The sequence below is a fragment of the Streptomyces sp. NBC_00457 genome, assembly GCF_036014015.1.
Taxonomy (GTDB): domain Bacteria; phylum Actinomycetota; class Actinomycetes; order Streptomycetales; family Streptomycetaceae; genus Streptomyces.
In genome coordinates this window covers 10394966-10414943 of the sequence record NZ_CP107905.1, presented here as the reverse complement: position 1 = coordinate 10414943, position 19978 = coordinate 10394966, and the positions used below count along the sequence as shown (strand labels likewise).

General features: G+C 69.5%; 19 protein-coding genes and 1 pseudogene. 10 read left to right on the top strand and 10 right to left on the bottom strand.

Translation table 11 applies throughout. The features are described from left to right. Positions 1–651: 651 nt before the first annotated feature. Entirely contained in the window at positions 652–3021 is a 2370-nt protein-coding gene (locus tag OG828_RS47530) for a hypothetical protein (RefSeq protein WP_328504716.1), read from the top strand. 206 nt (positions 3022–3227) lie between these two features. On the opposite strand, the gene OG828_RS47525 is transcribed toward OG828_RS47530, so the two are convergent. Both OG828_RS47525 and OG828_RS47520 read right to left on the bottom strand, forming a co-directional pair. Continuing rightward, positions 3228–3509, bottom strand: coding sequence for a hypothetical protein (locus OG828_RS47525; RefSeq protein ID WP_328504715.1), 282 nt, complete (start codon positions 3507–3509; stop codon positions 3228–3230). Between the two features lie 80 nt (positions 3510–3589). Further along, positions 3590–4747 carry an RNA-guided endonuclease InsQ/TnpB family protein gene (locus tag OG828_RS47520; protein ID WP_328371276.1) on the bottom strand — a complete coding sequence of 386 codons (1158 nt, stop codon included), beginning with the start codon at positions 4745–4747 and terminating at the stop codon, positions 3590–3592. Positions 4748–4770: 23 nt separating this feature from the next. On the opposite strand from OG828_RS47520, the gene tnpA reads away from it, so the two are divergent. Continuing rightward, on the top strand, positions 4771–5199 hold the full coding sequence (tnpA, locus tag OG828_RS47515) for an IS200/IS605 family transposase (protein ID WP_328371273.1): 429 nt from the start codon (positions 4771–4773) through the stop codon (positions 5197–5199). 182 nt (positions 5200–5381) lie between these two features. On the opposite strand, the gene OG828_RS47510 is transcribed toward tnpA, so the two are convergent. The 6 genes and pseudogenes from OG828_RS47510 to OG828_RS47485 all read right to left on the bottom strand — a co-directional run bounded on the left by OG828_RS47510 (position 5382) and on the right by OG828_RS47485 (position 10284). After that, positions 5382–5972: a hypothetical protein gene (locus OG828_RS47510; RefSeq protein WP_328504714.1), complete on the bottom strand. Its 591-nt coding sequence runs from the start codon at positions 5970–5972 to the stop codon at positions 5382–5384. A 235-nt stretch (positions 5973–6207) separates the two neighbouring features. After that, positions 6208–6657 (bottom strand): hypothetical protein, encoded by a 450-nt coding sequence (locus tag OG828_RS47505; RefSeq protein WP_328504713.1) that lies wholly within the window; start codon positions 6655–6657, stop codon positions 6208–6210. Between the two features lie 733 nt (positions 6658–7390). Further along, positions 7391–7584, bottom strand: a pseudogene (locus OG828_RS47500) (helix-turn-helix domain-containing protein); the annotation flags it as partial. Positions 7585–7727: 143 nt separating this feature from the next. After that, a complete protein-coding gene (locus OG828_RS47495; RefSeq protein WP_328504712.1) occupies positions 7728–8390 on the bottom strand; it encodes a 3-oxoacid CoA-transferase subunit B in 663 nt (220 codons plus the stop codon). Continuing rightward, positions 8387–9082: a 3-oxoacid CoA-transferase subunit A gene (locus OG828_RS47490; protein ID WP_328504711.1), complete on the bottom strand. Its 696-nt coding sequence runs from the start codon at positions 9080–9082 to the stop codon at positions 8387–8389. Before OG828_RS47490 ends, OG828_RS47495 begins: the two co-directional genes overlap by 4 nt. Next, positions 9079–10284, bottom strand: a complete 1206-nt coding sequence (locus OG828_RS47485; RefSeq protein WP_328504710.1) for a thiolase family protein — start codon at positions 10282–10284, stop codon at positions 9079–9081. The genes OG828_RS47490 and OG828_RS47485 overlap by 4 nt, the downstream gene beginning before the upstream one ends. A gap of 71 nt (positions 10285–10355) precedes the next feature. On the opposite strand from OG828_RS47485, the gene OG828_RS47480 reads away from it, so the two are divergent. Next, a complete protein-coding gene (locus OG828_RS47480; RefSeq protein ID WP_328504709.1) occupies positions 10356–11237 on the top strand; it encodes a LysR family transcriptional regulator in 882 nt (293 codons plus the stop codon). 203 nt (positions 11238–11440) lie between these two features. On the opposite strand, the gene OG828_RS47475 is transcribed toward OG828_RS47480, so the two are convergent. Both OG828_RS47475 and OG828_RS47470 read right to left on the bottom strand, forming a co-directional pair. Next, the gene (locus OG828_RS47475; protein WP_328371253.1) at positions 11441–11863 is read right to left on the bottom strand and encodes a GlcG/HbpS family heme-binding protein; all 423 of its coding nucleotides are present in this window, start codon (positions 11861–11863) and stop codon (positions 11441–11443) included. A 175-nt stretch (positions 11864–12038) separates the two neighbouring features. Beyond that, positions 12039–12680: a TetR/AcrR family transcriptional regulator gene (locus OG828_RS47470; protein WP_328371252.1), complete on the bottom strand. Its 642-nt coding sequence runs from the start codon at positions 12678–12680 to the stop codon at positions 12039–12041. Between the two features lie 296 nt (positions 12681–12976). Here OG828_RS47470 and OG828_RS47465 point away from each other — a divergent pair, with 296 nt between their 5' ends. The 7 genes from OG828_RS47465 to OG828_RS47435 all read left to right on the top strand — a co-directional run bounded on the left by OG828_RS47465 (position 12977) and on the right by OG828_RS47435 (position 19913). Further along, positions 12977–14272, top strand: a complete 1296-nt coding sequence (locus tag OG828_RS47465; RefSeq protein WP_328504708.1) for a Rieske 2Fe-2S domain-containing protein — start codon at positions 12977–12979, stop codon at positions 14270–14272. A 9-nt stretch (positions 14273–14281) separates the two neighbouring features. After that, positions 14282–15244: a PDR/VanB family oxidoreductase gene (locus OG828_RS47460; protein WP_328504707.1), complete on the top strand. Its 963-nt coding sequence runs from the start codon at positions 14282–14284 to the stop codon at positions 15242–15244. After that, the gene (locus OG828_RS47455) at positions 15241–15645 is read left to right on the top strand and encodes a nuclear transport factor 2 family protein (protein WP_328504706.1); all 405 of its coding nucleotides are present in this window, start codon (positions 15241–15243) and stop codon (positions 15643–15645) included. The genes OG828_RS47460 and OG828_RS47455 overlap by 4 nt, the downstream gene beginning before the upstream one ends. Before the next feature lie 170 nt (positions 15646–15815). Further along, positions 15816–17306 carry an aldehyde dehydrogenase gene (locus tag OG828_RS47450; protein ID WP_328504705.1) on the top strand — a complete coding sequence of 497 codons (1491 nt, stop codon included), beginning with the start codon at positions 15816–15818 and terminating at the stop codon, positions 17304–17306. Then, positions 17306–17896, top strand: a complete 591-nt coding sequence (locus OG828_RS47445; protein ID WP_328504704.1) for a nuclear transport factor 2 family protein — start codon at positions 17306–17308, stop codon at positions 17894–17896. Before OG828_RS47450 ends, OG828_RS47445 begins: the two co-directional genes overlap by 1 nt. Beyond that, positions 17896–18963, top strand: a complete 1068-nt coding sequence (locus tag OG828_RS47440; RefSeq protein ID WP_328504703.1) for a maleylacetate reductase — start codon at positions 17896–17898, stop codon at positions 18961–18963. Before OG828_RS47445 ends, OG828_RS47440 begins: the two co-directional genes overlap by 1 nt. Positions 18964–18974: 11 nt before the next feature. Continuing rightward, on the top strand, positions 18975–19913 hold the full coding sequence (locus OG828_RS47435; protein WP_328504702.1) for a dioxygenase family protein: 939 nt from the start codon (positions 18975–18977) through the stop codon (positions 19911–19913). The last annotated feature ends 65 nt before the right edge of the window (positions 19914–19978 follow it).

Genomic DNA, 19978 nt, shown 5'->3' with positions numbered 1-19978 from the left:
CGATCCGGCCGCGCAGGAGGCAGTGCGGGCCATAGCCGCCGAACTGCCCGACACCGATGTCCAGGAGCTTGTGGCCGTAGCCCCGCAGGAAACCGCCGACGCCGCCTATCTGGTCCTCATCGGGCAGAGCGCCCAGTACAGGGCACTCGATCCGGACGGCTCGCTGCCGGCCCGGGCCTATCCGGCGGCGGCTGCGCAGGCGCGGGCGCGCCTGCGTACGGTCATGGCATCCGAGGGCGACGCCGAGGTGATCCGGGTGATGGTGACCGGCGATCGGCGCGACCGGATCGCGGAGATGTCCACCAACGAGCTCGACTACGTAAGGCATCAGCTGGCGCGGCATCAGAGCCGGGACGAACTGCGCCGGCTGACGCTCGACCTTCCGCCGGCCGAGGCAGCCGAGGCCGCCCGTCTCCTGCCGGAACGGGAGCGCACGGGCGGCGCGGCCGACTCGCTCTCGATGCTCGCGGAGCGCTCTCCCGAGCAGCTACGGGCCCTTGTCGGCCGGCTGCCGCGGGTCCGCCTGATCACTCACAGCACTCCCGGGAACAGGCTGCCGGCATCCTTCTCGCCGGACACGTCCGAACTGGCCGTCACATCCGTGGTCCGGCAGGCGGCGCAAGAATGGCCTCATGTGGAAATGGTCCGGAGGTGCGGGACGCGCTCGATTTGCTGGGGGCCTGTCTGGCGGACCGCTTCAGCGGCGACATCGCGCTGGGCAAGGGATCCAAGTCGCCGGGGAGCGCCACCGACATCGCCCTGGGCGCGCGGAACGGCGGGATGAGGCCGATGCGCCTGCAGACCGCTTCCTTCCTGCTGCTGATCGCCTCGCCTCGCGTCCCCCGTGGCCGGCGTGCTCTTCAGGTCGTCCTCGGCGTGGCGGACACCGGTGATCCCGCCGCTCTGCGGGCCCTCGCACGAGCCGTCGAGCGCCATGGCCACGAGGTGGTGTGGCGGGTCTGGCTGGCGGCAGCGAAGTCCGGCGGGCCGGCCCGGCCGTGGGACTCCCCGGCACTGGCCGGACTGACGGCCGATGTCTCGACCGTTCCCACCTGGGTCGTCGACACCGCGTGGAGCGCCTGGCTGGCGGATCCCGACCCCGCCCTGTGGTCGCTCCTGCGAGGGTGGAACCGTCCCGCCTCGGCCGCCGCCGGCTCCCGCACCCGGAACCTCAGCAGACTCGCGCTCGGCGCCTCGGACCTGTCCCCGGATCCGCTCATGCTCGCCGGTGCCGCCGCCCGCTTCGACCACCCGATCGGCGAGTCGGCCCGCGAACGGCTGCTCACAGCGGCCGACCCCTTGGCCGTCTCCCACTTCTGCGCGACAGCGGTCGAATTGCCCGACGCGCTGGAGTACTGCCTCACCCACGGACTGGCCCCGAGCGACGAGACCGAGCGCGCGCTGTTCTTCGTCCGGACCGGGCAGCAGGAGCAGTACGAGGCACTGGATCCCGACGGCACGCTGCTCGCCCGCGGCTACCGCGCCGCCGGGACGGAGGAGCGGACGGCGCTGCGGACCGCGATGGCGGCCATGGGCGGCGTCGACATGCTGCGGATCCTGGCCGGACAGCGTTCCGACCGGCACGAATTCGCGACGCTCGCGCAGGCCGAACGTGACTTCCTGGTCACGCAGTTGACGCGCAGGGGTGACTGGGAGCGGCTGTGGCGGTTGGTTCCGCTGATGTCGTTGCCGGAAGCCGTCGACACCGTCGACCGGTTCGGGACATGGCGGCCCCCCGTTGAGGCGGATCGCGAGTTGTTCGAGGCCCTGCGTGCGGCGGACGCATGGGTGGTCGACGACGGCCTCAGGGCCGTGTCCGTCCTGCCGTCGAGCATCGAGCCCGTAGCGGTCGACTTCACCCAGAGCGTCGGGACGGCTCCCCATGCTCTCGACTTCTCCGAGGACGGGCGTCACCTCGCCTTCGTCGGACACTCCTTCGCGGGCGTACTGGATCTGCGCACCCGGACGGTCACGCTGATCCAGCGCGGCTTTTCGCACCGGCTGTCCGCAGTGGCGCACCTGGCACCGGATGCCTTCGTCGTCGTCGAGGACGATCCGCGTGCTGTCGGATCCGCGCAGGCGCAGCGGAAGCTCCACCACGTCGACCGGCGCAGTGTGCGGCAGCTCGGCTCCGCGGCAGGCCATGTCCGCGGGCCACAACGCATCGCGGATGAGCGGTTCATGGTGGTGGCGGAGCAGGACACCACAGGGGCCTCCGCGTCGTTCAATGTCTTCCTGGGCTCGGGTGACGGCCCCCCGGCCAAGACGCGGTTGCTGCGCGGTAAGAACGACTTCTCTCCGCGGGGCACCGCCGTGGCCCCGGACGGGCGGCGCGTCGCGGTGTTCGGCGCGAAGGACATCGTGGTTGCCGATCTCGCCTCCGGTGCCGTCAACGTGCTTGACGTCCCCCGGAACGGAGGGCTCTTCCAGGCACAGGCCGCCCTGTCGCCGTCCGCGCTGGTCCGCGTCACCTTCTTCGGCGAGCTGAACGTCTGGCACGATCCGCTCACCTCCGCATCCCCGCCGGCCACGTCGCATGTCTGGCCCCACGACGACCTCCCGACCGGGCTCGCCTGGTCATCCGCCCTGCACCGGTTCGTGACGGTCAGGGACGGGCACGTGGAGCTCCTCGCCGTACCGCCGGCCCCCGGCCTGCGCTTCCCCGACGATCTCGTGCCCCAGCGGATCCAACTGGTCGGCGCCCTGCGCTGGAAACCATGCGTACGGCTGTCGCCCCAGGGAGACATGCTCGCGGTCGTGGGTAAGGGGCCGACCATCCACCTCTACGACCTCACGCCGCGCGCATCGGCCCTCACCGGCCCCATGGGTGCCCTGAGCCGCCAGGACTTGGCGGAGGTGGCCGGGCTGCGGCGAGGTAAGGGCCTCGGGCACACCGCCCGGCAGGCTCTGACCCTGCTGCTGGCCTGCCTGGAGCACCGGTTCCGGCACGACATCGGGATCGGTGACGCGGTGAGCCAGGCGATCGTGTCTGACTTCGACATCGGGCTGCGTGAGGAGTAGCGCAGTGGCCGAGGGAACCATCGCGGAGCACGTCGGCCTCACTCGTGAACTTCCCTTGGAGGTACGCAGATCGTGTCGGAGGCGGGCACACGTTGAGCTGGCTACCCTGCCCCGACGCGGTCGCCCGCATCGCCGCGAACAGCGACACAAGGGGGATGCCGGGGCGGAGTGCACCCCTGTCACACTCCGGCTCCGGCATCGCGCACTCAGCGCTCGGTGGCCGCCTTCAGCCTCTTGTAGGCCTCATGGTCGGGCGAGCCGTCGGCGTCCTCGATCCAGCCGGACCCGGCATCGAAGAAGTCCATCTCGACCACCTGGATCCCGGGGATTCCGGCGATCCCGGGGAGGGCCTCGCGGACCTCGTCGATGCACCTGCCGCGGTGTTCCGCGGTCCCGCGGTCCTCCTCGTCGCCGCCGTACTCGGCGAAGATGTGTGGCTTGGAGGCGTAGTCGTACCTGCCGTTGTGCTTGGCGGATTCGTCCGTCAACTTGACCCGGCCCTGAAGGACCGGGCTTGGAGGTAGTGCCCAACTGGCTGCTGGGGTGGACTCCTCCGTCCAGACACCCCTTATGGGGTGGCAGGGACGCGTGACTCACGCCCCGCATTCCACACTCTCTCGCCACGGGTGGCGATGTTGTGGGAAGCATTCCGGTCGGCGTGGGCAACGACCCCGCACCCCCGGCAGATGAAAAGCCCCTGGTCGACACGGTTGCGCTTGTCGACGTGGCCGCACTCGGCGCACGTCTGCGACGTGTACGCGGGATCAACGAAGACCAGGGGCACACCGGCCCGCTTGGCTTTGTAGACGATGAAGTCTCCGAGCTGGGCGAACGCCCAGGAGTGGAGTGCGACCCGTTGGGGCTTGCGGAGCCGTACCCGGTTGCGGATGCCCTTGAGTTCTTCGAGGGACAGGCCACGCCCGGTGCGTTCAGCCTCGGTCACGATCGTCCTGGAGATGATGTGGTTCTGGTTGGCAGCGTGCCGCGCCTCTTTGCGGGCACGAGCCTTGAGCCGCCGCTTGGCGCTCTTGGTGCGTTTCTTCTGGAGCTTGGCACGCAGGGCAAGCTGTCGCTTGCGGTACCGGTTGAGCCCCCGCCCGGCCGCGAGGTAGCCGGTGGAGGCAGTGGCGATGTTCTCGATACCGAGGTCCACGCCGATGAAGCCGTCCGGCTCGTACTGCTCGGCCTCGGGCACCTCGCAGGTGGCGACGAGGTAGAACACGCCGTCGCGCTCGATCAGGTCGGATTCGCCCTGCCGGTGCGCCTGGAGCATCTTGAGCGCGTCGGCGGAGCACACGAACAGCACGTTCTTGACCCGGCCGTCCACGGTCCAGATGGACACGGTCCGCTGGTCGTACTGCCAGCTCAGGCACCGGTCGTCATACGGCTGGGCTGCCTCGGGGCGAAAGGTGATGGGCTTGGACTCGGCCTTGCGGCGACGCCTGGAGCCTTCCTTGCCGAGGTTGCCGGCCCGGATGTTGGCCTTGAGCGTGGTGTACGAGTCGCGCACCTTCTTGATGACGTGTTGCGCGGCCTGTGCTCCCAGCCCACGGGTTTTGAGTTCGGCGTAGGTGTGCTTGCGCAGCTCGTACTCACGCGGCGCGCCGTGCTCGAACGCCACCTCCGACACCCAGTTCGCGGCGTTATTGACCGTGCCCAGGGTGCGCTCAAGCGCGGATGCCTGCGCGGCGTCCGGCTTGAGCTTGACCTGCGTCACGATCTTCACGGGCGTGATCGTAGCATTGATCTATGTCACCACGCTGGGAGCCAAACCTCGATATTCGCAGGGGCCGTAGCGTTGTCTACACCCTGCACGCGCACTTGGTCTTCACCCCCAAGTACCGGCGCGGACCGTTCACGGACGAGATCCTCCTGCGCTGTGAAGAAGTCATGCGCGACGTGTGCACCGACTTCGGCGCAGAGCTGCGGGAGTTCAACGGCGAACGCGATCACGTCCACCTGCTCGTGCACTACCCGCCCAAGGTCGCCATCTCCCGACTCGTCGGCTCCCTCAAGGGCGTCTCAGCCCGCAGGCTCCGCCAGGAGTTCCCCGGCCACATCCGCAAGTACCTGTGGGGCGAACACTTCTGGTCCCCGTCCTACTTCGCCGCCTCGTGCGGGGGCGCCCCGCTCGCCGTCATCAAGGAGTACATCGAGAACCAGAAACGACCCGGCTGAGGTCAATAGTGCAGACCCGTGCACCCGTGCAGGTCAGCAACTCAGGGCGGCTTCACCGCCTGCCGTGGGACGGGAAAAATCGAAGGTGCCAGAGCCTTGATGACCTTGGAACCGATCTAATTGCGCGTCAGAGCAATGTTAAGAAGCGCTTCCTCCCGGGCGTGAACGCCCGGGGTTCCGCGCTAGGTCACGCTGAACCACTTGGTCCGCTCGATCATGCGCTTCGGAAGATCCTCCGCCTTGTCGCCCCGGTCGATGTAGGGGTCCTGGCCGACGATGTCCACCTTGTCGTTGCCGGGCCACAGGCTGTTGTAGTGCTTCTGGCGGTCCGGGTTGCCCTGGACGACCCAGGCCAGTTTCACCTTGCCGGCGCCCGCGTCCTCGCGGGCCTGGACGACCTTGTCCCACATGTTCTTGAAGTCGGCGTACGTCCAGCCCGGACAGGGCTTGACGGTGGGGCAGTGGTCCCGCCAATCGAGTTCCGGTTCGTGCACGACGGAGAGCCAGACCTCCGGGCAGCGCTCGCCGCAATGGTCCTGCAGCCGGCCCATGGTCTGCCGGAGCATGTCGCCGCTCACGGTACGAGCCCAGCTCCCGCCGTTGTCCGGGTCTTCATACGGACGCCAGGACAGGTGCAGCTTCTTGCCCGCCTTGAGCGCGGCCTTCTCGGCCTGTCCCGTCGGGTTGTCGGCGAGCGGCGGCGCGCCGCCCGCCGGGTGGTAGCCGCGCCAGTGCCCCTCGAACGGCCCGTAGAGGTCTTCCGCCTGCTGCATGCGCTCGCCCCAGTCGCCGTCCTGGCCGGGGTGGTTGCGGAAGTGGCCCCGGGCGGGTAGGTCGGCACGGGGTGTGCCGCCGCCTTGGCGCCGACCGGTGCCACGGTGCCGGCGGACGCGGGAGCGGCGATGCCGAGCGTGGCCGGAAGGGTTGCGAGGGCGGCAGCGGTGGCCGCGCCGGCTGTACGTCGGCGGATGGTGCTCGGGGTCCTCATGTCGTGTCCTCGTCCTTCGGCTACGTGTTGACGTTGCGCCATGCGGCCCAGTCGCAGAACCCGGGAGGCCCTTCGTCCGCCGTCAAGCAGATCCGGAACCAGAATTTCCGCCCCTCCTTGAGGTTGTACTTGCCGCCGTGGGCCGCGCACCGGTAGGGGTCCCACGGGTCGCTGGCGCCCTCGTTGACCAGCTTGTAGATCAGGTCGCCGCGGGTGTCGGAGTCGATGTACTCGTAGACGTAGCCGACGGCGGCCAGTCCGTCGGGCTGCCGGTCGTATACGTAGGTGCAGTCCGTGTTGGTGTTGAAACGGATCTGCCCGCCGGGCTCGCGGTCCTCCGTCTCCATTTCGTGGACCTTCAGGACGCCGGCGTCGCCCCCCGGGGCCGTGGTGTCCGCGTGGGCCTGTGTGGAGGTGGCGACTGCCAGTCCGAGTGCGGCGGCCAGCACCCACTTCGCTCGTGCTCTCACTTCATTCGTCCCCCTGAGGTGTCTTGCGGATCTCGTGAATGGTGGTGCGGGTCTGTCCGTATCCAGCGCCCATTGGGGGGCCGGAGTCTCGACTGTCGGGGCGGCGAGCATTGTCCGTAAGACCAGTTCACGGGAATGGACAACCGGGCGCCGCTACGGACGGGGGCGTTCCGGTGCTCCGTGACTGGCGGTACGCCGCGTTCCCCGGGGCCGGAGCGCCGCCTTGTCCGCCCGATCAGAGGGTGCCTAGCGTGGACGCCGGGCTCGTCGTGAAGGGGACGGGAGACGGGGGTGCCGTGACGGGACGTCGGGAGAATTCTCTGGACCCGGCAGCGGGGCCGGTGGCGCGGTTCGCGTTCGAACTGCGCAAGCTGCGGCAGAAGGCCGGAGACCTCACCTACCGGGACATGGCACGGAAGGTGCCTTACGCCACGGCGACTCTCGCGCCGGCCGCCACCGGCGTGAAACTGCCGTCGCTGCCCGTCACGTTGGCCTACGTGACCGCGTGCGGTGGGGATGCCGAGGAGTGGGAGCGGCGCTGGCACGTGGCCGCGGCGGCCGAGCGGGCGGAGGTGCTCGACGACGGCGACGCCGTACCGCCCTATCCCGGCCTGCGGCGTTTCCAACCGGAGGTGCACGCCATGGTCGACACCCGTCTGAGCCTGCCGGACGGCGGTCGACGCCCGAGATCGGGCCGTCGGCGGTGCCGGCGACGTCGGGTGCAGCCAGAACGGCCTGGCCGTCGAGGGTCCAGACAGGCCAGGCCGATCTCGTTGAGCCGGTGGATCACATCCCGGACGGTGTCCTCGTCGGCCTGGACCAGCTGGGCGATCACCGGGACCGGGTCCCGCCGGCGGAGGCCAGCAGCATCATCGCCCGGCGGAACCGCACCGAGCTGGTACTGCCCCGGCGCACGAGCTGCTGCAGCTTCTACCCTTCCTGATCACTCAGTCTGCGCACCCGCACAGGCTCGGCCACCACACCTCCAGCGGTCGGAACGGACGTCACCGCCCATCCAACCGCCATGACCGCCAGCTCTGCGAACCTACGCGGTCACTGCACTAGCTGACCTAAGACGGCGTGATGCCGAGTCGCTCCGCCAGCTCGTGGGCGCTGACGCCGTACGTCTCCCGGACCCGTACGCCGTCGGGGCCGACGTCGAAGACGCCGTGGTCCGTGTAGACGCGACTGACGCAGCCGACGCCGGTGAGCGGGTAGGTGCACTGCGGCACGAGCTTCGGCTCGCCGGAGCGGGTGAAGAGCGTCATCATCACGTAGACGTCCTTGGCGCCGATCGCGAGGTCCATGGCGCCGCCGACGGCGGGGATGTCGTCGGGCTTGCCGGTGGTCCAGTTGGCGAGGTCGCCGTCGAAGGCGACCTGGTAGGCGCCGAGGACGCAGACGTCGAGGTGGCCGCCGCGCATCATCGCGAAGGAGTCGGCGTGGTGGAAGTACGCCGCTCCCGGCAACTCGGTCACCGGGACCTTGCCGGCGTTGGTCAGGTCGGAGTCGACCGCGTCGCCCTCGGCCTTCGGGCCCATGTTGAGCATGCCGTTCTCGGTGTGCAGGACCACCCCGGAGTCGGCCGACAGGTGGTCGGCGATCTTGGTGGGCTGTCCGATACCGAGGTTGACGAAGGAACCGGCCGGGATGTCCCGTGCGATGACGGCGGCCAGTTCGTCCATCGAGAGCCGGTGGTCGGCGCGCACCTGATCGCTTGACGTGGTGGTCATCGGGCCCCCTGCACGGTGTAGTGACGGGCCGCCACCTGGACGACCCGGTCGACGTAGATGGACGGGGTGACGACGGCCTCGGGGTCGAGCTTTCCGGGCTCGACGACCTCGTCGACCTGGACGATGGTCGTCGTCGCGGCCGTGGCCATGACCGGTCCGAAGTTGCGGGCGGTCTTGCGGTAGACGAGGTTGCCCATCGTGTCCGCGACGTGCGCGCCGATCAGCGCGTAGTCGCCCTTGATGGGGTACTCCAGCAGGTACTTGCGGCCGTCGATCTCCCGCTCCTCCTTGCCCTCGGCCAGCGGCGTGCCGACCGCGGTCGGGCAGTAAAAGGCGCCGATGCCGGCACCGGCCGCGCGCATCCGCTCGGCGAGGTTGCCCTGCGGCAGCACCTCGAGCTCGATCTTCCCCTCGCGGTAGAGGCCGTCGAAGACCCAGGAGTCGGCCTGGCGCGGAAAGGAGCAGAGCACCTTGCGCACCCGGCCGGCGGCCAGCAGCGCGGCCAGCCCCACCTCGCCGTTACCGGCGTTGTTGGACACGATCGTGAGGTCCTTCGCGCCCTGCCGGATGAGCGCGTCGATCAGATCGAACGGCATCCCGGCCAGGCCGAAGCCGCCGACGAGGACGGTGGATCCGTCCTCGATGCCGGCGACCGCGGTGTCGGCGCTCTCGACGATCTCCGCCCGGCTCATCGGTCCGCCCCCGTGACGTCGCAGTTCTCGAGTACGACGGCCAGGCCCTGCCCGACCCCGATGCAGATCGCGGCGACGCCGTAACGCTGCCTCGTCTCGCGCAGCACCTTGGCCAGCGTGGCGAGGATGCGACCGCCTGAGGCGCCCAGAGGGTGCCCGATCGCGATGGCGCCGCCCTTCTGGTTGACGATGGCGGGGTCGACCTTCCACGCGTCGAGGCAGGCGAGCGACTGCACGGCGAAGGCCTCGTTGAGCTCGACCGCGCCCACCTGGTCCCAGCCGATCCCGGCCCGCGCCAGCGCGCGATTCGCGGCCTCGACCGGTGCGTAGCCGAAGGCCTGGGGCTCCAGCGCCATCGTGCCGCGGCCGGCGATACGGGCGATCGGGTCGGCCCCGATCGTGGCCGCGGCCTTCTCGCTGCCCAACAGCACTGCGGAGGCACCGTCGTTGAGCGGGCTGGCGTTGCCCGCGGTGATGGTGCCGCCCTGTTCCGGGGTACGGAAGACGGGCTTGAGACCGGCCAGCACCTCCGGTGTGGATCCGGCTCGGATGCCCTCGTCGCGTGTCAGGCCGACGCCTTCGACCGGCACCACCAGGTCGTCGTAGAAGCCCGACTCCCATGCCTGGTGGGCGAGTTGGTGGGAGCGGGCGGCGAACTCGTCCTGCCGTTCGCGGGAGATCCCGAAGCGCTCCTGGAGCTGCTCGTTGGCTTCGCCGAGGCTGACGGTCCACTCCTTCGGCATCCGCGGGTTGACCAGCCGCCAGCCGAGCGTGGTGGAGACCGCGGTGACGTCGCCTGCCGGGAACGGCTTCGCCGACTTGGGCAGTACCCACGGCGCACGCGTCATCGACTCCACGCCGCCGGTCAGCACCACTTCGGCGTCGCCGGACTCGATGGTCCGGCTGGCCGTCATGGCCGCGTCGAGGCTCGAGCCGCAGAGGCGGTTGACGGTGGTGCCGGGCACGCTCACAGGGAGTCCGGCGAGCAGCGCCGCCATGCGGCCGACGTTGCGGTTCTCCTCGCCGGCGCCGTTGGCGTTGCCCCACACCACGTCGTCGATCGCGGCAGGGTCGAGGCGCGGTACCCGGGCGAGCGTCGAGGTGATCGCGGCGGCGGCGAGGTCGTCGGGGCGGACGCCGGCCAGCGCGCCGTTGAAGCGGCCGAACGGCGTGCGTGTCGCGGCGTAGATGAAAGCGCTCATGGCAGCGACGCTAGTCCCGGGCCGCGATATTCTGAAGTACGCATATCGGAGCTGATTGATATGGACGACATATGGATCTGCGTCACCTGCGGTACTTCGTGGCGGTGGCCGAGGAGCGCCACTTCGGTCGCGCCGCCGAGCGGCTCCACATGGCCCAGCCGCCGCTCTCCCAGCAGATCCGCCAGCTCGAGGCCGAGCTGGGCGTCGAGTTGCTCCACCGCACCACACGCCGCGTGGACGTCACCGAGGCCGGCCGGGCCTACCTCGAGCGGGCACGTGCGATCCTCGCCGACGTCGACGAGGCAGCCCACCACGCACGGCTCGTCGCCGCCGGCTCGGTGGGCCACGTCGCGATCGGGTGCGTGGGCTCGGCGACGTACAGCCTCCTGCCCGCGCTTTCGCGGCGGCTTACGGAGGAGCTTCCCGGCGTCGACTTCGCCTTCCGCGGCGAGATGCTCGCGCCCGACCAGGTCGAGGCGCTGCGCACCGGCGCGATCGACGTCGCGCTGCTGCGCCCGGTGGCAGCCGACCTCTCCCTCACCGTGCACACGCTGCGCCGGGACCGGCTCGTCGTCGCCGTACCGGTCGACCACCGCCTCGCCCGCCGGAAACGGTTGCGGGCAGCGGACCTGGCGGGTGCCGACCTGATCGTGCACTCCGCCGACCGCCGGTCGGTGATGTACGACGTCGTGCTGGGCCTGCTGCGCGACGCCGGCGTCGAGCCGCACATCCGCCACGAGGTTGGCGAGACCTCGACGCTGGTCACGCTGGTGGCCGGCGGTCTCGGCGTCGCGATCGTGCCCGAGCCCGTGACCGCGTTGGCGCTCGACGGCGTCGCCTACCTACCACTGGTCGGAGCCGACGCACGCGTGGAGCTGGCCGTCGCCCACCGCGCCGATCGCTCCGAGCCGCACTTGGTGCGCACCGTGGGGATCATCCAGGCGATGTTCTGAGACGTCCGCTGACGCCGGACAGCCCCCGGCCTGGCGCGACAACCTGCCCTGGCGATGTCGGACGGCCCGGTGGGCGCCGGACTGCGGAGCTGCCGCCCCAACGGCCCGCAGCCGAACCAAAGGGTGCGTCGGAGTAGCCATACCCAGGTCGCGACGACGGCTGCGACGCTCGACAAAGACGCCGTACCGCCCACGAGGAAGACCTACGCAACGATCTTCGCGACGGAATCGCGAGCCTCCTGCGCGATGCGATCGTCAGTGGTGTCGTCCGCTCCGCCCACGCCGATGGCGCCGATGACCTCCCCGTCGGCCGTCACGATCGGCACGCCGCCGGCGACCGGCAGAAGGTTGGAATCGACCAGATGGGGAGGCGCCACCTGCATCTTGGGGGACGCGGCGAAGGCCGCGAACTTGGCTGTGGGGACACCGCTCACGGCCGAGGTGTAGGCCTTGCGTCGCGCGGTCTCCACGCCGAGGAGCCCAACGCCGTCGTCACTGAGCAGAACCTTCGTGACGCCACTTCGGTTGACCACGACAGCGCACACCTTGTGCCCTTCGGCCCTTCCTGCTTCCAGAGCGGCGAGTGCGGCGCCGTGCGCGATCTCGTAGCTGAGGGGCTCTCGCATGGAGCGGTTCCTTCCCTTGACGACCGAAGAGTCATCGACCGGCCGTCTTGCGCGGTCTTCTCGTGCGCCCTCGGTCCAGGCGTTCGCCACCTAGAGGCGCCAGGAGCTCGCTCAGTATGTCGCCGCCCTGCACGAATGTGAAGGGGGGATCGCATTCACATCAGGACGCCAGGGCTCACCGCGCAGCCGTGCCGAGCAGGTACAGACAGGCGACGTCCACCAGCTCGTCGGTGAGCTGACGCCACGTCATGGGCCGGTCGGACTCGAACAGTTCGCCGTACAGCACGCGGTTCTGACAGGTCCCGTAGATCAAGCGATAGACGACATCCAGGCGCACCTCTGGCTCCGACGCGTCGATCGTCGGCACGATCGGCTCCAGGAACTGCCGGAAGACACGGCCGGCATCAATGGCAGCCTCGGACCCGACCCGAGCCACTGCGGGATCGGTGGCGCCCGCAGCCAAGAAGACGCGCATCAGGCGCTCGTGCGCTTGATACGTCTCGGTGAGTCCGGCGACCGCCGAGGCGACCAGCGCGGCCGGATCCGTGCGCAGCGGAGTGAAGCGGCGAATGATGTCGGCGCGAAACTGATCGATCATGTCGTGCTGCAAAGCCGCGATCAGACGGTCCTTGTCGCCGAACCGCCGATAGACGCTGCCCACCGAGACGCCCGCCCGGGAAGCGACGGCCGCGACGGTGAGCGCCTCGGTACCACCCTCTTCGAGCAGGGCCGTGCCTGCCTCCAGGATCCGCTGCTGGGTCAGCCGGCTGCGCGCCTGTTGTGCCGGCGGCAGATCGAGCGACGGTTCGGTACTCACCGCCCCAGCGTATACACCGCCGACTCCCCCTCCGGCAGCCCCGGTACGCGGCACCGCCTGGCCGCGATCGGCGGTGCACCTGGGCGGCATCCTGCTCAACCAGGCCTTCGGCCGGTCGACCACTCCCCCGGCCGACGAGCACCTGAACGTGACCCTTGACGCACTCGAAGGAGAAATGCGAATGTGAATTAACAATCCTATTCGAGGTCGCACATGACGGTGCCCTCGCAGGTGATTCCCCCACGCCCCTGCACGCGCCACCGACTGTGCGTCCGAGCCGCACGGGAGACAGAACGATGACCACCACTTCAGAGGTCGACACCGGCACGGCCTACGGTCGCCCGAAACCCTCGTACAACGCCCGTCTGCGCGAGGTCGGGCCCGGGACGCCCATGGGCGAGGCCTTGCGCCGCTACTGGCACCCGATCGCCAGCTCGGAAACGCTGATCGCCGGTGCCCTGCCGCAGAAGACCCGCGTACTGGGCGAGGACCTGGTCGTGTTCCGGGACGGGCAGGGCAATCCCGGTGTCGTGATCGAGCGCTGTACCCATCGCGGCGCCAGCCTCTTCTACGGCCGGGTCGAGGACGACGGCATCCGCTGCTGCTACCACGGCTGGAAGTTCGACGTGCAGGGCCGCTGCATCGAGCAGGCGTGTGAGCCGGGCCTGGGGCGCAGGCGCGACGCCGCGCGTCAGCCGTGGTATCCCGTGGCGGAGCGCTACGGCCTGGTCTTCGTCTACATGGGCCCGCCCGAGCTCAAGCCCGAACTCCCGCGCTACGACGCACTGGAGGACCCCGCCGAGGACGAGAGGTACTTCGCCAGCTGGCCGGTCCCCCACGCCTCGGTCCTCGGTATGCCGACGGACTTCAGCTGGCTCAACATCTACGAGAACTCCGCCGACCCGACGCACGTCACCTGGCTCCACTCCACGCACAGCGGGTACCAAATGATGGGCACCGGCACCTTCGGCTACCCCGAGAACTTCTTCGACCCGGCCCTCATCGCCGACCGTGTGACGTACGCGCGTACCGACCACGGCCTGAAGTACACCCAGCGATTCGAGATGGAGGGCGAGGACGGCCGGGTCACCGAGTACGGCTTCGCGGTCGATCAACACCTGCCCAACGTCTTCGGCCTGCCGGACTTCGTGCAGGTCACGCCCGACATGCGGCAGGACCAGTTGCTGTGGGTCGTGCCCTCCGACGACACCAGCCACCGAGTCTTCTTCTCGATCCGCACGAACGATCCCGAGCGCATGGTCCGTTTCGTGATCGGCATCACGCAGAACGGCAAGCAGAACCACGAGCTGACCGACGAGGAGCGCCAGCAGTTTCCCGGTGACGCGGAAGCCCAGGGCTCGCAGGGTGCGATCACGCTGGACTCCGAGGAGACCCTGGCCACCGGAGACCGCGGCGTCGTCATGCTGCGTCGCATGCTTCTCGCGATGGCCGACGACGTCGAGGCCGGGCGCGATCCGATCAACATCATCCGGGACGCCTCGGAGGTCCACCATGTGGAGACCGGCGTCTTCACCCTCGGCAAGCCCGCGACGGGTGACAACGCCGACGCCCCGGCTGCCGCCGGCATCTGAGCCAGAACCATGAGCAACGAGTGGCTCGACACCATCGTGGTGGCCCGGCGCGACGCGACTGCCCGGATCGTGGTGCTCGATCTGGTCAGTCCCGACGACGTCGAGCTCCCGGAGTTCGCCGCCGGCGCCCATGTCGACGTACTGGTGGACGGTGCCGCCGGGCTGGTCCGCCAGTACTCCCTGTGCGGGCCGCCGCACGACCGCGCCCGATACCGGCTGGCGGTGCTGGCCGAGACGGCGTCGCGCGGCGGCTCGCTGGGGATGCACCGGCTTCGCGAGGGCGACAGGCTGCGGATCTCCCGTCCGCGCAACAGGTTCGGAGTCTCGGACCAGGCGCGTCGCCATCTGCTGATGGCCGGCGGAATCGGCGTCACTCCCCTGTTGGCCATGGCACACGAGCTCGAAGTCAGGGGCGCGGAGTACACGTTGCACCACTTCGCTCGAAGCCGGCCGGATTCGGCGTTCCTCGACGAGTTGGAGCAGAACCCCCGCGTTCGGCTCCACTTCGACGACGGCCCGGACGACCAGCGCTTCATCTCCGCCACCGACCTCGGTCCGCCCGACCCCGACACGGCGATCTACGTCTGTGGCCCCGGGGGCTTCATGGACTTCGTGATCTCCATGGCACTCGGAGCGGGATGGCCCGCCGAAGCGATCCACAAGGAGCGCTTCGCACCCGTGGAGGACGCCGCCGCCCACACGGCCGGCGGGACGTTCAGGGTGCGGCTGGCCAAGACCGGCGGCGAGTACGAGGTCAAGGACGGCGAGAGCGTCCTCGACGTCCTGCTCGCGGGCGGCGTCGACGCCCCCTACTCATGCCAGCAGGGAATCTGCGGCGAGTGCATCGTGCGCGTACTCGCCGGAGAGCCCGACCACCGCGACGACATCCTGACCGATCGCGAGCGCGCCGACGGCATGTTCACCACGTGCTCGTCCCGAGCACACTCACCGACTCTGGAGTTGGATCTATGACCACCACGTCCACCGCAACCACCAAGGCCGTCGAGGCGATCGAGCAGCTGGAGGCCGCATGGCTCGTGGCTCTCGTCGAGGGCGAGAAAGCGTTGATCCCCCTCATGCTCGAGGACAGCCGCGTCGTCCATGGCCCGGTCGGGAGGGTCGACGACCGGGAGACCTGGGCCCATTTCCATGTGACCCGCCGCCGCTCGGTCTCCGCGAAGGCCACGGAGCTCGAGATCACGGTGCGCGGCAACACCGCGATCACCACGTGCTTCCACGAGATGTACACCGTCCTCGACGAGAGCATCGCGCCGTTCCCGATGCAGGAGGTGGTGACGAAGGTCTGGGAGGAGACCGCGGAGGGCTGGCGCCTGGCGCACATGGTCATGGGCAGGCGGTTTCCGCCGGTCTGACGTCCCGGGAAGAAGGCCGACGGCATGACCCTCACGCCGCTGTTCGATGAACGGACAAGAGGGTTCAGGGCGTGCCGCCGGTCCTGGAGAGTTCGAGATACATGGTTCGTGCGGCGATCGCCCTGCGTGTTCATGCGGCGATCGCCGCTGTTGTGGAAATGAGGCAGCACATGTCAGCCACTGAAACCGATGCACCCACGACCGGCGCGGTCCGGACCAGCGACCTCCTCATCGCGGGCGAGCACGTCGCGGCCAGGGACGGCCGCTACTACGAGACGACCGAGGCCCTGACCGGTGAACCGATCGCGCGGGTCGCGGCGGCCTCCGTCGAGGACGTCAATCTCGCGGTGGACGCGGCGGCGGCCGCCCTCCCGGAGTGGTCGGGCCTTCCGCCGGCCGCACGGCGGTCGGTTCTGGAGCGTGCGGCGGTCCTGCTCGGCGAGCGCACCGACGACATCGTCGCCACGATGAGCCGCGAGATGGGCGCCACGCTCCCCTGGTGCGGCTTCAACGTGCACGTCGCGAAGGGCATGCTCGTCGAGGCGGCGGCCCAGGCGTACGCGGCCGTCGGCGAGGTCATTCCGTCGGACGTGCCCGGCCTCACCGCCCTCGGCGTGCGTCAGCCGGTCGGCGTCGTCGTCGGCATCGCACCGTGGAACGCACCGCTCATCCTCGGCGTACGCGCCATCGTGTGGCCACTGGTGTGGGGCAACACCGTCGTACTGAAGTCCTCCGAGCAGACGCCGCTCACCCAGGCCGCCATCGTCCAGGTGCTGCACGACGCCGGTGTGCCCGCCGGAGCGGTCAACCTCATCAGCAACGCGCCCGAAGACGGTCCGAGCGTCGTCGAGGCGCTGATCGCCCACCCTGCCGTGACCCGCGTGAACTTCACCGGATCCAGCAGGGTCGGCCGTATCATCGGCGAACTCGGCGGTCGCCACCTCACCCGTGTAGTGCTCGAACTCGGTGGCAAGGCGCCTTTCCTGGTGCTTCCCGACGCCGATCTGGAGGAGGCCGCCGCGGCGGCCAGCTTCGGTGCCTTCATGAACCAGGGCGAGATCTGTATGTCGACCGAGCGCGTCATCGTGGACAGAACTGTCGCCGACGAGCTCTCCTCCCGCCTGGCCGAGCGTGCCGCCAAGCTCGTCGTCGGCCCCCCGAGCGACCCCACCTCACAGATCGGTCCGCTGGTCCACGCCACCGCCCGCGACCACGTGGTCGAGCTGATCGAGGACGCCCGTGCCAAGGGCGCCCAGGTCCTGACCGGCGGCACGTCCGACGGCTTGTTCGTGCAGCCCACCGTGCTGCGCGGGGTCACGCCGGACATGCGTATCTACACCGAGGAGACCTTCGGACCGGTGGTCTCCATCATCGAGGTGGATTCGACCGACGAAGCCGTCGCGGTTGCCAACGACACCGAGTACGGGCTCTCCGCCGCGGTCTTCGGCAAGGACGCGGCCGCGGCGCTCGACGTGGCTCGCCGGATCAAGTCGGGCATCTGCCACATCAACGGCGCCACCGTGCACGACGAGCCTCAGATGCCCTTCGGTGGTGTCGGTGCCAGCGGCTGGGGGCGGTTCGGGTCCCGTGCCGCGCTGGAGGAGTTCACGGAGTTGCGCTGGATCACCATCCAGTCCGGGTCCCGGCACTACCCGATCTGATGACTCACGACGACCACCACGAGATCCGTCGGCTCGTCGAGAACTGGGCGCTGTGGCGCGATGCCGGGGACTGGGGCCGCTTCGCCACGGTCTGGCATCCGCGCGACGGCTGGATGAGCGCCACCTGGTTCCAGGGAAGCGCCACCGACTTCATCAAGGCCAGTCGTGAAGGCTTCGAGAACGGAGTCTGCATCCTCCACTTCCTGGGTGGCCACACCGCGGACATCGTCGGCGACCGGGCCATCGCCCAGACGAAGATGACCATCAACCAGCGCGCGAGCATCGACGGAGTCGAGGTCGATGTCGTCTGCACCGGCCGCTTCTATGACTTCCTCTCCCGCCACGAGGGGCGTTGGACCCTCGTCCGTCGGCAGCCGATCTACGAGAAGGACCGGCTCGACGTCGTAGACCCCGCTGCCTCACTGGCGTTGGATCCCGAGCTCCTGGATCGGTTTCCGACCGGCTACCGGCACTTGGGCTACCTGCAGAGCAAGGCGGGTTTCACGGTGAAGGACGGGCTTCCCGGCCTCACCGGCACAGCAGTCGAGCAGCTCTACGGCGAAGGCAAGCAATGGCTGGCGGAGGTCTGATGAGGTTTACCCACGAGACCCTTCCCCAGCGGGTGGTGTTCGCGGCCGGGGAGTCGCCCGTCGCCGTGGCGGCGGAGGTCGAGGCGCTCGGCGGTTCCAAGGTCATGTTGATCGCGTCGGACCGCGAGAAGGAGCTGGCCGACCCGATCGCCCAGGAGATCCCGGTCGTACTGCGTCACGAAGAGGTCGTGATGCACGTACCGGTCGAGGTCGCAGGGCGAGCCCTCCGGGCGGCCGTCGACGCGGGCGCGGACATCCTGGTCAGCGTCGGCGGCGGCTCGACCACGGGTCTGGCCAAGGCCGTTGCGATGAGCACCGGGCTGCCGATCGTCGCGGTCCCCACCACGTACGCCGGCTCCGAGGCGACCAGCGTATGGGGCCTGACCGAAGGCGAGACCAAGACCACCGGTGTGGACAACAAGGTGCTGCCCGCGTCTGTCGTGTACGACGCCGGTCTGCTGACCACGCTGCCCGGCGAGATGACCGTGGCCAGCGGCCTGAACGCGATGGCGCACTGCGTGGACTCGATGTGGGGGCCGCGTGCCGATCCGATCGACCGGGCGCTGGCCCAGGAGGGCATCCGCGCACTGGCGACCGGCCTGCCGGCGGTGGCCGACGACTCGGCCGGCGTCGAGGGCATCGAGCAGACGCTGTACGGCGCCTACCTCGCTGCTGTCGCGTTCGCCTCGGCCGGCTCCGGGATGCATCACAAGATCTGCCACGTCCTCGGCGGCATGTTCAACCTCCCGCACGCACAGACCCACGCGGTCGTGCTGCCCTACGTACTGGCCTTCAACGCCCCGCACGCCCCCGAGGCGGAGGCGCGTATCGCCCAGGCCTTCGGCACGGTCTTCCGCACCGAGGCGGCGAGCGCAGGCCTGGCCGCCCTGCGCCAGGTGCTGGACGCGCCGAGGGCGTTGCGCGACTACGGCATGCCCGAGGACGGCATCGCCAAGGCGCTGGTTCCGATCACGAAGGCGATCCCGGCCGACAACCCGACCACCGTCACCGACGAGAACCTGACCGCGCTGCTGAGGGCGGCGTGGGCCGGCGACCCGATCAACTGAAGGAGGCCGTCATGGCTACCTACGTCAATCCCGCCTCGGCCCAGGCCGGTGCCCGCGGCACGATCTACCGCGAGGTGTCGCCCAAGCAGCAGGCGGTCGAACAGCAGCTCGTCGACAACGTCGTGGCCTCCTTCGACGCCTGTCAGGACCCGCGGCTGCAGGAGCTCATGACCTCCCTGGTCAAGCACCTGCACTCCTTCATTCGCGAGGTCCGGCTGACCGAAGAGGAGTGGGGGACGGCGATCGACTTCCTCACCCAGGCCGGCCACATCACCGACGAGGTCCGGCAGGAGTTCATCCTGCTGTCCGACACCCTCGGCGCGAGCATGCAGACGATCAACGTCAACAACCAGGCATACAAGGGCGCCACCGAGGCGACCGTCTTCGGGCCGTTCTTCGTCGAGGACTCCCCCGCGATCGAACTCGGCGGTGACCTGGCCTTCGGTGCCCCCGGCGAGCCCTGCTGGGTCGAGGGCACCGTCACCGACACCGACGGCACCCCGCTCGCCGGCGCGCGGATGGAGGTGTGGGAGGCCGACGAGGACGGGCTCTACGACGTGCAGTACGACGCCGGCAAGCGCGCAGGCCGGGCGCACCTCTTCTCCGCGGCCGACGGAAGTTACCGCTTCTGGGGCCTCACCCCGACGCCGTACCCCATCCCCGACGACGGGCCCGTCGGCAAGATGCTCGACGCGGTCGGCCGCTCACCGCTGCGCGCCAGTCACCTGCACTTCATGGTGTCCCACGAGGGTGCGCGCACGCTGGTGACCCACATCTTCCCCGAGGGCGACCCGATCGGCCGCAAGGACACCGTCTTCGGCGTGAAGGACTCACTGATCAAGCGGTTCGAGCGGCAGCCCGCCGGTACGCCCACGCCCGACGGCCGCGTCATCGACGGCACGTGGAGCCGGGTGCGCTTCGACATCGTGCTCGCCCCCGCGGGCGTATGACCGTGCCTGCCGCTCCGGCTTGAGTCCGACTTCAGTCCGACTTGAGGAGGCAGTTCTTGCCGCGG